The 12,474-nt window shown below is 44.3% G+C and carries 12 protein-coding genes; 3 read left to right on the forward strand and 9 right to left on the reverse strand.

Translation table 11 applies throughout. The features are described from left to right. Nucleotides 1-15: 15 nt before the first annotated feature. The 4 genes from EXW93_RS13150 to EXW93_RS13165 form a co-directional block, all read right to left on the reverse strand. Nucleotides 16-1,059, reverse strand: coding sequence for a glycosyltransferase family 4 protein (locus EXW93_RS13150; RefSeq protein ID WP_023469304.1), 1,044 nt, complete (start codon nt 1,057-1,059; stop codon nt 16-18). A gap of 85 nt (nt 1,060-1,144) precedes the next feature. Further along, nucleotides 1,145-1,954: an SLAP domain-containing protein gene (locus tag EXW93_RS13155; RefSeq protein ID WP_174316561.1), complete on the reverse strand. Its 810-nt coding sequence runs from the start codon at nt 1,952-1,954 to the stop codon at nt 1,145-1,147. Beyond that, on the reverse strand, nt 1,947-4,322 hold the full coding sequence (secA2, locus tag EXW93_RS13160) for an accessory Sec system translocase SecA2 (RefSeq protein ID WP_174316562.1): 2,376 nt from the start codon (nt 4,320-4,322) through the stop codon (nt 1,947-1,949). The genes EXW93_RS13155 and secA2 overlap by 8 nt, the downstream gene beginning before the upstream one ends. 212 nt (nt 4,323-4,534) lie before the next feature. Beyond that, complete coding sequence (locus EXW93_RS13165; RefSeq protein WP_023469307.1) at nt 4,535-4,936, reverse strand: Rok-like winged helix domain-containing protein; 402 nt, start codon at nt 4,934-4,936, stop codon at nt 4,535-4,537. 301 nt (nt 4,937-5,237) lie between these two features. On the opposite strand from EXW93_RS13165, the gene EXW93_RS13170 reads away from it, so the two are divergent. Continuing rightward, nucleotides 5,238-6,764 (forward strand): N-acetylmuramoyl-L-alanine amidase, encoded by a 1,527-nt coding sequence (locus EXW93_RS13170; RefSeq protein ID WP_041255198.1) that lies wholly within the window; start codon nt 5,238-5,240, stop codon nt 6,762-6,764. Between the two features lie 147 nt (nt 6,765-6,911). On the opposite strand, the gene pgmB is transcribed toward EXW93_RS13170, so the two are convergent. From pgmB to EXW93_RS13185, 3 genes are all read right to left on the reverse strand, one after another. Then, a complete protein-coding gene (pgmB, locus tag EXW93_RS13175) occupies nt 6,912-7,574 on the reverse strand; it encodes a beta-phosphoglucomutase (RefSeq protein ID WP_023469308.1) in 663 nt (220 codons plus the stop codon). A gap of 183 nt (nt 7,575-7,757) precedes the next feature. Next, nucleotides 7,758-8,090, reverse strand: a complete 333-nt coding sequence (locus EXW93_RS13180) for an Asp23/Gls24 family envelope stress response protein (protein ID WP_035396186.1) — start codon at nt 8,088-8,090, stop codon at nt 7,758-7,760. 57 nt (nt 8,091-8,147) lie between these two features. Beyond that, complete coding sequence (locus tag EXW93_RS13185; protein ID WP_035396182.1) at nt 8,148-9,209, reverse strand: acyltransferase family protein; 1,062 nt, start codon at nt 9,207-9,209, stop codon at nt 8,148-8,150. 42 nt (nt 9,210-9,251) lie between these two features. Between EXW93_RS13185 and EXW93_RS13190 the strand changes: the two genes are divergently transcribed. Further along, nucleotides 9,252-9,992: an SGNH/GDSL hydrolase family protein gene (locus EXW93_RS13190; protein ID WP_174316563.1), complete on the forward strand. Its 741-nt coding sequence runs from the start codon at nt 9,252-9,254 to the stop codon at nt 9,990-9,992. A gap of 344 nt (nt 9,993-10,336) precedes the next feature. Then, complete coding sequence (locus tag EXW93_RS13195; protein WP_023469313.1) at nt 10,337-10,804, forward strand: hypothetical protein; 468 nt, start codon at nt 10,337-10,339, stop codon at nt 10,802-10,804. Between the two features lie 64 nt (nt 10,805-10,868). On the opposite strand, the gene EXW93_RS13200 is transcribed toward EXW93_RS13195, so the two are convergent. Both EXW93_RS13200 and EXW93_RS13205 read right to left on the reverse strand, forming a co-directional pair. Next, on the reverse strand, nt 10,869-11,462 hold the full coding sequence (locus EXW93_RS13200; protein WP_035396177.1) for an alpha/beta hydrolase: 594 nt from the start codon (nt 11,460-11,462) through the stop codon (nt 10,869-10,871). After that, on the reverse strand, nt 11,459-12,397 hold the full coding sequence (locus EXW93_RS13205) for a VOC family protein (protein WP_174316564.1): 939 nt from the start codon (nt 12,395-12,397) through the stop codon (nt 11,459-11,461). Before EXW93_RS13205 ends, EXW93_RS13200 begins: the two co-directional genes overlap by 4 nt. Nucleotides 12,398-12,474: the final 77 nt, after the last annotated feature.

The following is a 12,474-nucleotide window of genomic DNA, read 5'->3' on the forward strand; positions in this document are numbered from 1 at the left end:
AGCGATCTTTTTAAATCATTTCGTTGTAAGACGTTCTAATAGTTTGAGAATGGGTCGATATTTATCCCCTAACAATCCCAACGATTCGACTAAAATATCTAGTACGATCAATAAGATAACGAGAGAAATAAAAGCACCGAGCGAATTCGTTTGCGAAAAGAGGATTGCCGTCATTCCGAACACACCACAAAGTCCATAAATCACTAAAACGGCTTGTCTCATCGTAAATCCTAAATCGAGTAAGCGGTGATGCAAGTGCTCTTTATCGGGTGCGAACGGTGGTCTCCCTTGTAACATACGACGCACGATAGCGAATAGCGTGTCTGAAATCGGAATCCCGAGCAAAATGACTGGTACAGCAAGTGAGAATAAAGTTACATTTTTGAATCCAAGTAGGGAAAGTACGGCCAGCATATATCCAAGATACAGCGAACCCGTGTCTCCCATGAAAATTTTTGCCGGATAAAAATTATGAAACAGGAAACCGAGCGTACTCATGAGCAAGAGGATCGCAACGATCGTCACGTAGACGTTCCCTTGAATCACAGCTAAACTGATTAGCGTCAACAAGACGATACTCGATACGCCAGCAGCTAGTCCGTCTAATCCATCAATCAAGTTGACGGCATTCGTGATACCGATGACCCACAAGAAGGTCAGTGGCACACTCCACCATCCGAGATACAGCTGTTGATCAAACGGCAAATTGATGAACTCGATTCGAATCCCACCATTTAAAACAATGACTGCCGCTACGATTTGTCCCATTAACTTCAGCCTAGCATTCAGTTGAAAACGATCATCCAACATACCGGTCATGATGATCACGAAACTACCGACTAATATATGAGTCGCATATGGACTCGATGGTTGTAAGATAAAGTATCCGATCATGAATGAGATATAAATCGCAAGCCCACCTAGACGTGGCATGATTCGAACATGTACTTTTCGTGCATCCGGACTATCCACCGCGCCCACTGCAATGGCAAAACGTTTGACAACGGGGGTAATCAGCAATGCAGCGATGAAACAGACAATGGACGCTGTCCATAACATAATAACATCACGCTCCTGCGCGAATTATACCACATTCTTCTTCCAAAAATCGTTCGTTCCCATTCTGTAAACAAAAAGCATAGGCTTATGCTTGTGCGACTCGGAATTGCAACACGTCTTGGTCTTGCCACTCCGTCACGTCTAAAACGACTTTGATTGCAAGGGTCGTTTTAGCTTCGATTGGGGACGTTAACGCTACCTGCAATGTCTGCAAGATTTGTTCCCCGTTCATAAGTTGTAACGGAAGCGTTCCGAGTTGAATCGCCTGTTCATATCCGTTTCGAATCAAAAACAATCCTGTCATCCTATTTTCGTTCTTCTCGTTCCAAACATTCATGACATTGACTTCTTCATTCTTCAACGTCGGGGTTGAATAGAATGTCTGACGTACACGTCGCGCTTCAGTATCAAGGAAGTCCGGTGGAATCTCGAGATCATGCGTCTCTTCTAAACTAAATAAGAGACGAATCTTTTCCGGGAAATTTTCTTCTTCCGTTAAGAAAAGTTCTTCCTCGGAAAAATCAAGCCAACATGGCATACTACTCATCGGTACGAACTCCGGAATATCTTCCGTCGTCAAAACCTTTCTGCCAATCAGACGATTGGCATCGTCTAACACGAGTAATGGAAGACCATCTACATGAAAACTATTTTCTAATGTATTTCGAAACAACGCGACGATTGAAATCGGCGAGGATGATAGGTCCACTTGCAGCGCTTCGACGGACAGTTGATTTAACTCCAAGTCTGGCAATTGATTAGCATGGTAACGGAAAAGATATTCATCTTCTTTCTCGATCAACATATCTTCTGTAAAAATCAATCGAGGCTTATACAGTCCTGTATTTTCTGGTGTCTCTGCTTCTAAAATGATTTGTTTTCTGCGATTAAACATCTAACTCCATCTCCTCGATTTCTTCATCTAGCATGATATATTCGGACAATCGTTGTAAGACATAGGCAACGGGATACTCGATTTCAGCAATCGTGTAGTTGAAGACTTCAAAGCCTTCCTTTTCGTACATCCGAACAGGCTGTTCTTGACCGTAACTCCGAAGATGAATGCCTTCTTTTAGCGTATTCATCGTCGTCAAATGTTCCGTCCAGTGCTCTTCGATCGATGCCAATAGCTGATCTCGGATCAGCTCGTCTACTGCAGGATTCTTTAGTTCCTCTATCCATTTTTCACGACGAGCGGAAACAATGTTCACATAATACGCTTTGACCTCTTCCGGCTGTTCTAAATCATCTGGAAGTGGTACTTCGTCGTTTAGTAATTCGTCCATCGCGAACTGGAACTCTTCCTTTGGCCACTCTTCCGGTACGAGTTCTGCAGATAGATAACGATCCACGATACGTTCGACCGTCCGCTCGACCATTGGTAGTACCATATCTTGAATGTCTTCCGCATCTAGTACTTGGTTACGGATCGCATAGATGACAAGACGGTGCTGATGAAGGACGTCATCGAGTTTAACAAGTTCCTCTCGAATCGAATAACCTGTCCCCTCGCATGTTTCTTGCGCATAGCTCAATAACGCTTGTGCTTCTTTTAACGTAACCGGTTCATGCTGACTCGTCTTCACTTTTTTCAAGACTTTCTCCAGTCGATCCTTTGCAAAACGCCGGACGAGGTCATCTTCGAGTGATACGATGAATTGACTTTTACCTGGATCTCCTTGACGTCCTGAACGTCCTCTTAGCTGGTTATCAATCCGAACCGACTCATGACGCTCGGTACCGATGACAAACAACCCACCTGCTTCTTTCGCAATCTCATCCAACGTAATATCTGTCCCTCGGCCTGCCATGTTCGTCGCAATCGTGATGCGTCCGTGTTGCCCGGCTTCACGAATGATGTCAGTTTCTTGGTCGACCGTCTTTGCATTCAGGATTTGATACGGTAACTGATGTGTATCTAAAGCTTCAGCTACAGCAAATGATTGTTCGATGGACGTCGTTCCGATCAATACGGGTTGCCGTCTTGCATGTGCTTCCTTCGTCGCACGCGCCACAGCTTCATATTTCTCCTCTTTCGTCGCGTAAATGATGTCAGAAGCATCTTCACGGAGTTTCGGGCGATTGGTCGGGACTTGTACGACATCCATTCCGTATGTCTTTAGAAGCTCTTGTCGTGAAGTTTGTGCCGTACCTGTCATGCCTGAAACGAGCTCATACATCCGGAAATAATGTTGGATCGTAACTTGGGCCGTCGTTTTATTTTCTTCCGTAATGTCAATGCCTTCTTTTGCTTCAATGGCTTGATGGAGCCCATCCGACAAACTTCGTCCTTCCATGATGCGTCCTGTAAATAAATCAACCAACTCGATTTTCCCATCTTTTACGATGTAATCAACGTCTCGTTTCATGACGATGTGAGCACGCAAGGCTTGAACCATGTAATGATAAAGTACTTGATGCTCAGCTGCGAAAAGATTATCGATGGCGAAGTTCTCTTCGATGATCGAAATTCCTTTATCCGTAAGCGAAACTGCTTTGATCTCTTCGTCGTATTCGTATGCATCCGCAGGAAACTTTGATACGATCAGCTTCGCGACGGTTTGTAATCCTTCATGCACCGAGCCCTTACCTGCCATGATGAGTGGTGTTTTCGCTTCGTCGATTAAAATACTATCGACTTCATCGATGATGGCAAAGTGATGTTTTCGTTGTACACGGTCTTCCTTCCGATTGACGAGATGATCGCGCAAGTAGTCGAAGCCAAATTCTGTACCGACTCCATATGTAATATCTGCGCCATAGGCAGCACGTTTCTCATCAGGTGACAGATCGGGAACATTTAGTCCGACTGTTAAACCAAGAAAACGGTGAATTTCTCCGATCTGATCCACGTCTCGTCGTGCCAAGTAGTCATTGACGGTGATGACATGAACCCCTTTACCACTTAAGGCTTTTGTAAAACTCGGTAACGACGCGACTAATGTTTTTCCTTCCCCCGTCGCCATTTCTGCGATATGACCGTCTAGTAACGCAAGACCACCAATCAATTGAACATCGTAATGACGCATGCCTAACGTACGAACACTTGCCTCTCGGACAAGAGCAAATGCCTCCGTCTTTAGTTGATCAATCGTCTCACCGGCTTCGATGCGTTCCTTTAGGTGGACTGTTTGATTTTTTAATTCATCATCCGTCATCGCTTGATAACGACTTTCTAACGCATTGATTTCTTTTACGATTTTCATATAGTTCTTCAGTCGCTTAGACTGTTCGTTGAATGTATTTTTTACGAGTTGAAGCACTGTTTTTCTCCTCTCCCCACGTCCACGTGACGTCAGGTCCGACAATTTTTTCATCTACGTATCCATTATATCAGTTAAAAAATGGAACAGAAGAGATAAAAACCATTTTTAAGAAAATCATTTACTTATTTTAAAAATAAATCTTTATTTTGGAATTCATTCAACAAAAAAAACGCCTTTCTTTAAAAAAGAAACGACGTTTTTTGAAAAAACTACATAAAAATCGGAACTTCTGCCGATGAATCATATGTATAGATTCCACGACCCACTTTTTGAATCGCCGGGTTTGCCTGTTCAACTTTCGCCATAAGCTGATAAATGTTACTGATTTGGTGACGATAACGAAGTTCGAGTTCCATCTGAATATCTCGTGCTGACATCGACTCGCGTTCGCGCATCAAATCACTGATTTGGTGTACGTAAACTTCCAGTGGATATCGCTGATTCACTCTTCGTTGTTTCAATGGACGCTCTAGTGCAACAGAAACTTCCTGTGCATGATCTTGATTCGTTCGACTTAATTCAGCTACTAAGTACTCTGCTCTTCGTTGAAGACGGCGATATTCTTCTTCGATTTCCATCAGCTCTCTGTAAATATGTTCATTCGGATCCATACTTTTTACCTTCTTTCTTGTATTGATGACACAATAATATTTCAATTATGTTTCAATTGTATGTTTTTTGAAATAATATTACCATTTATTTACCTTTTTGTTATATGATTTCTATGTTATTTTAATTTTTTTGTAATATTGGCAATTTTTTATCTGTTGCTGATTTCCATTTTTATCTTAACAGAAAGGAGCGAACCTAGAACATAAAATTATTGTTTTTAATATATAATTTTAAATCTTTCTTCATTTTGTCATTTTTATATCCTGTTTTACAATACTAAATTTAAAAGGAGAGCACATTATGCCTACTAAAACTTCCGTCTTGATCGCAAGTATTGCTTCGGCCGTACTTTTCACGGTAGCCGCCCCAACACCCGAGGCATCTGCTGCTTCTATCACGAAAGCTACTTATCAAACAACAGATGCACTAAATCTTCGCGCTTCTGCTACTACTTCCTCTAAAAAATTGTTGACGATTCCTAAAGGAAAATCAGTCGTTTCTTCGTATAAAACAGGAAACTGGTACAAAGTCTCTTACAGTTCTAAGACGGGTTATGTCTCAGGAAGTTACTTGAAGAAGAAAGCGGCCGTTAAAGCTAGTACTGTCGGTACATCCTTTACGAAGACGAACTACACGACGACGGATTCGTTGAGCCTTCGTAAGTCTGATTCTGCTGCTTCGACTAAATTATTGACGATTCCTAAAGGAACAACACTTTCCTCTTCTTACAAGAAGGGAAGCTGGTATAAAGTATCTTACAAATCAAAAACCGGTTATGTTGCTGGTTCTTACTTGAAAAAGAAGGCGGTCGTCACAGCAAGTGCTACCGGTACGACATTCGCGAAAACGAACTACATTACGTTGGACGCTTTGAATTTACGTACATCGAATTCTGCTACCTCAGCTAAACTACTAACGATTCCTAAAGGAAAGATCGTTACCTCTTCGTATCGGAAGGATAACTGGTACCAAGTGTCTTACGGTAGTAAAAAAGGCTATGTCTCAGGAAGTTACTTGAAGAAAACGACGTCTTCTTCTGCTTCTTTACCACCTGTCGGATCTGCAGCTGATTATTCAGGTACGACGATGTATGTTCTCGTTCCTTTTAATGATTCATTGACATTACGGTCTGGTGCAAGTTCGATCAGCCCTTCTATCGGTACACTGCCACGTGGTTCCGTTGTTACGGTAACGAATGCTTTACATAAGACAAAAGGATTCGTCGCTGTCAAAACATCTGATGGACGTTATGGATATGTCGAAGCGACGTATCTCTCGCTCTTCCAGCCTTCTATGTCTGCTCGTCCACTCGTCGTCTTAGATCCTGGGCATGGTGGACATGATGTTGGTGCCGCACGATACGGTATTTATGAACGTGATATCGTCATGTCAGTCGCTAAACTCGTAGCCGAGCGCCTATCTAAAACAGTCGATGTGAAGTTGACACGTTATACGAATGATTACTATCCTTCGTTAACAGATCGTAGCGTCATCTCGAACGCCCATAAGACAAACATCTTCGTCAGTATCCATATTAATGCTGCATCTTCAACAAGTGCTTATGGCGCTGAAAACTTCTATTACAGAGGTAATGCATCTGTTGCTCTATCACGAAATCTCCAAAACAATCTTGTTAACTCGATTGGATTACGTGATCGTGGTATTAAATTCGGGAACCTCGCTGTTCTTCGCGGTACGAATGCACCCGCTACATTAACGGAACTTGGTTTCCTATCCAATGCTAATGACCGGGCGAAACTCGTTTCTCCTTCTTATCAGCAACGCTATGCTGATGCAGTAGCAAACGCGATTCTTTCTTCCCTCTAACCAAAAAATAACGCTCAGCCGAATCATACGGCTGAGCGTTATTTTTTTGAAAAAGAAGAGATTCAGGGAAATCACTTCTTTTTCTGACACATAAAAGAAAAGAGAGGTTGATTGCGATTCAATCATCAGGGAATGAATGAATCTCAGTTAGCGACTAGCGAGGATTTGCTCAAGGGAAAGCAAATCTGTCGAATCGACACGATAGTCTGCCTCATGGAGCGCCGACTCCGGTCCTACACCGACGGCATACATACCGGCAGCGTGGATGGCAGTGATGCCCGCTGTCGCATCTTCTACACCGATGCAACGGCTTGGTTCGACGTCGAGCGCTTCCGCAGCACGGAGAAACACTTCAGGGTGTGGTTTCGATTGTGCAACAGTTGCAGCATCTACGATGTCATCGAAGTAATGTCGAACCTTTAATGCCTCGACGACCATCAGCGCATTTTTAGAAGCGGACGCCATCCCGATTTTCAGCCCAGCGTTTCGGATTTCATCAAGGAATGCAGTGATTCCAGGAAGAAGATCCTGTTCAGAGATGTGCTGGATCAATGTGACATAGTGTTCGTTCTTCTTCGCAGCGAGTGCTAGCTTCTCGTCTTCCGAAAAAGCATCCTGTTTTCCACCAAGCGCAAGGATACGCTCGAGTGAATCCATCCGGCTGACACCTTTTAATGTCTCATTGAATTCCCGGTCGAACGGGATATCCAAATCCTCTCCTAATTGTTTCCACGCTAAGTAGTGATACTCTGCTGTATCCGTGATTACGCCGTCTAAATCAAAAATGACCGCTTCGATCGTTGGTGCCATCCGACATCCATCCTTTCATACATCGTCCATGAAAGGCAAGAAATCGAATGACACGTTGTGCAAACGATTGCACTTGCCTCACAAACAATTTTACTAATTCTCTCATCTCTTTGCAAGCGTTATCAAATGTTTTACTTAAAAAGAAAAACACCTTGCGATTTCAGCAAAGTGTTTTTCGTCCTGTTATCCTTTTAAGAGACCAATCACTCGGACGTTGATTGCTTTCGGTTGGAACGCGAGCATGTTCTCCATGTCTTGCGCAATCCGTTCCTGCACTTTCCCCGCCGTCTTGATGATCGACATTCCGTACTTGATATGAACAGACAAACTGATCGTAATCTCGCCGCCGACATCCTCGACCTTCACGAGTTTAACCATCTGTTTCTCTTGCAGTTTTGAATCATCTGCTGTGAAGGCGATCCCTTCCGTTTCTTGAACGGCTACGCCTGCGATGACCTCGATGACTTGTTGCGAGACGTTCACGACACCGTCTGCGTTATTTAAATTATATGACATTCCTTCCACGCCCTTCGTCTTGTAATCCATCTATCTTAAAGTGTAAAGCATTCCGTCTTATTTTGAAAGGTCTTCCCGTTTCTCGACGATTGGACGAATATCAATCTCAATCAAAGGACGGAGGACACGAACGACGAGCGGGTGTATGATGATACCGACGATCAGCAAGGCAACGCCAATCATGATCAGTAACGCTAGCCACGGTTGCGGTACGAATGCTTCCGTCACATACTGGCGCCACGCCATGACGAAAAAGACGTGAAGCAAATAGACATAGAGGCTGAGTTCCCCCGCCCGTGTGATGAGCGGAAGGCGACGCATCGGAATCAACATCATGAAACCAAGGGAAGCCGCAATTGACAAGAAATAAATGACACTATGTTTGATGACACCTAACCAGGCATCGCTATCGTATTGATCAACATAAGGGAAACGATGCTTGAAGGCATTCGCGAAATCAACGATCTCTTGTGGTGTGTCACGCCACGCTTCAAATAACAAAAAGCCCATGACGGCCACAAATGTGATCCCACCGATTAAGCGGACGTTCATCCGTCGCTTAAAGTTTTTCGGCATTTCAAAGATCCGGATGAATTCGTGTTCTGATAAATAGTTTCCGAGTAAGAAGTACGGATAGAACATGATCAACTTACGAAGTGCTAAGAAGCCTGTATTCTCAAGCTCAAAACCATATAATAGAGCGAACGCGAGACCGAACCAGACGTAGCCGCGTAAATGGACGACATAAGGCGTCACGATATACCAGACGACCATGACGAATAAATACCAAAGTGCCCAGTATGGCCGTAATAGATGCGTTCCAATGTTTTCTCCTGAGAAAATCGGGTTTCCTTCCCCGAGTGTCGCCCAAGATCCGATCAAGATCTGCCAGACACAATACACCGCGAAAAGCTGGATGACACGTAAATACTTGTTTTCGCGGAAGAAATAACCGCTTAAAATAATGAATAATGGCATATGAAACGAATAAATCAATAGATAGACCGTTTCGAGTAATTTTCCATCATAATCAAACCGTAAATCTGTCAGCATGTGACCGATGACGACGAAAATGACAAGAAAACCTTTAATATTATCAAACCACGGATTCCGATTCATGTTACACTACCCCTTATACTCCCTCGAAAGGAACGAATGTTTATGAAAAAGACACTCCTGATTCTATCCATCGTCTTGAACGTCGTTCTCCTTGCATTGTTACTGGGACGTAAACCGCTCGAACTGTTCGAAAGCGTCTTACCTGCAACGAGTACGACTCCAGTCACGACATTCCAATACGATAAGAATCCGAACTATGTCCGTTTGAATAGTCTATTCCATACTTATCAATACCCAAAATCAGCGAACGCTGTCATGTTAGGTGACTCGATGACGAATTTTGCCGATTGGCGCATCTTGATGGATGATCCGACAATTATTAATTTCGGGATTCCTGGCGATACGACAGAAGGCTTTTTGACTCGTCTCGACCTGATTCTCGATATGAAACCAAAACGCGTCTTCCTGATGGGTGGTATCAATGATATCCGTCACTATACGCCGATTCCACAAATTACCGAGAACATGACGACGATCGTGACGACACTTCGAAAAAATAACATTGACGTCGTCGTTCAGTCAACCGTTCCTGTGGCACCGAAGTATTCAGACTCCGTCCGAATCAACCGTGATGTCGAAGCGTTGAACCGGAATTTACAAAATCTCGCTCAATCGCTTAAGGTTCCATTCGTCGACTTACGACCTGTCTTGACGAATAAACAAGGATATCTTCAGAATCGCTTGACGTATGATGGATTACATCTCGTCGGTGGCGGTTATCTACGCTGGAGCGATGCCCTGAAACCTTATGCATTGCAAGCAGATATAACAGCAAACAAATAATCGATGGCACATCAAAAAAACGGCTCATCCCGATGATCAGGATGAGCCGTTTTTCGATTCTTAATCTTCTTGGTTCTTGACACCCATGTACGCTGCGACACTCGATGCTGAGAAAACCGCAACGGCAACGATACCGACAGCAATCCAAATCACTTGATCCATCATTTCTTTATATCCCCCTTTATGTAACCGCTCACTTCTACATTTAGCGTACACGAATTTCGTCAAGAAAGAAACACATTTTCCATGTCTAATGACTAGACGATTCGGGAAAAAGTAACTATAGTAGAAGGACAACTACAAATTGTCAGAAAATTCGATTATTTAACAAGGAGGTGTTTCTGATGGCCACTTCATTGCTTACGCCGAAAGTGACGTTACGACATCGAAGTACTCTCAACTTTGGATATTGGCTTGTCATCGGATGCATAGGATGGGGGATGCTTGCCCTCGTCACGAATGTTGGTACCGTTATTAGTCGTCTTCCTTTATATGAAAGCATTCCCCTCGCCATCCTTGTACTTGGCCTCACAGGTGTCGTACTAAAAATGGCGCGTGACGAGTGGTGGATTCGTTATCTCGAACGTCAGACCCAGTATTACATCGGACACGAGACCGTGACCGGTTGGTGTACGACGATTGATAGCATGTGGCTGATCCGTAAGACGATGCGCCGTGAACTTCGCTTGCTCTACCGACAACTTGCCAAGACGAAAGCATCGGAAGAAGTGAAACAGACGCTCGCCCTCCAGCTCGTCGAACGTGGTGTGCTCATCGTCTATTCTCGACCAAAAAGTGATCATCCTGCTTGAAACGAAAAGAGGACTGCCCCATCATCTTCTATGAAAGAAGAAGATGGGACAGCTCTTTTTTTTACTATTTCAGCCAATCCGTTGCTGCTTCAATCGTTGGCATGACGAGTTGGTGACCATAATTCGACCACGTGACGTCGACTGATGCACCAGCTTGTTTCAAGAGCGCTGATAACTCTTCCGTTTCCTGAGCCGGACAGATCGGATCATTGCTTCCGGCACCGATGAAGACGCGCACGTCCGATAGATCAGGTAACGTCACACCACGACGTGGTACCATCGGATGCAACAGAATCGCTTGTTTGAACAAAGCTTCTTCGAACAACATGTTCGCCGCGATGTTCGCCCCGTTCGAGTATCCGACTGGAATCAGACGATCGAGATCAAAACTACGCTCTGCTGCTTGATCACGTAAAAACTGAATTAAACGTGCTGTCCGTAAAGCGAGGTCTTCTTCATCGAAGACGCCTTCCGCGAGTCGTTTGAAGAATCGTGGCATCCCGTTTTCCGAGACTTCTCCGCGGACGGACAAGTAGCCTGCTTCCGAATCGAGCAACGAGACGAGCCCGACGAGATCTTGTTCCGTTCCACCTGTGCCATGTAAGAATAAAAAGATCGGTGCGTCTGCTGTTTTTGGTGCTTGGTATAAATGAATCATACGAGTCTCCCCTTCGGTACAGTAATAGGTGTTACATGATTTGTGATCGCACTGCGATGTGCTTCGAATTGTTCCGGCAACTTCAAGTCTTCTCCGAGCATCTCAAACTCTTCATCGATTGCGAATCCTGGATTGTCGGTCGCAATTTCATGGAGGATCCGACCGCGGTCATGGAAATAGATTGATGTGAAGTAATTGCGGTCCTTCACTTCAGTCGTCAGCAAACCGAACGCGTTGATGGCGTTCATCCAGTCGAGTTGTTCCTTTTGATCCGTTGCCCGCCACGCGATATGGTGAACCGTTCCCGTTCCCGGACGACCGACTGGCATTTGACCATGAACGACGTCAACGACATTCCCGAACTCGCCTTCTGCGATATATCGGTCAACGGTTTCCGTCCGTTTGCTAAGTGTCAGCCCGAATGTGTCTGTCAGTAATTTTGCTGTGTCTGATGGATCCCGCGACAGTAACGTCGCTCCGGCGAATCCTTTGATGGCGACGTCACGCGTGATGCCATCGATTTCATAGCGACTGTCTGATCCCGCCTCGCGTTCGACGAGTTCAATTTGGAGACCATGTGGATCTTCGAAGGCGATCTGCTGCTCTCCGAAACGAACCGTCTCTTCAAACGAGACGTTTTTTTCTGTCAGTCGCGCTTTCCAAAAATCTGCTGCACCGACCGGAATCGCGTAAGCTGTCGTTCCGACTTGTCCGGCACCGACTTTCCCTTTTGCCATGCCTTTAAACGGAAAGAACGTGATGATCGTTCCCGGTGCTCCGGATTCATTTCCAAAATAGAAGTGGTATGTTCCTGGATCATCGAAGTTGACCGTTTTTTTGACGAATCGTAGTCCGAGAATGGTTCCGTAAAAATCGAGATTTTCTTGTGGATCGCCGACCATTGCTGAGATATGATGGATGCCTTGCGTTTTCATATGATGCGTTCCTCCTTCAGTCGTATCTATTAACACAATAATAGTAACTAAAGAACAAAAAGTAAACTAATAAGCCT

The sequence above is a fragment of the Exiguobacterium sp. JMULE1 genome (genome assembly GCF_013337175.1).
Classification (GTDB): domain Bacteria; phylum Bacillota; class Bacilli; order Exiguobacteriales; family Exiguobacteriaceae; genus Exiguobacterium_A; species Exiguobacterium_A indicum.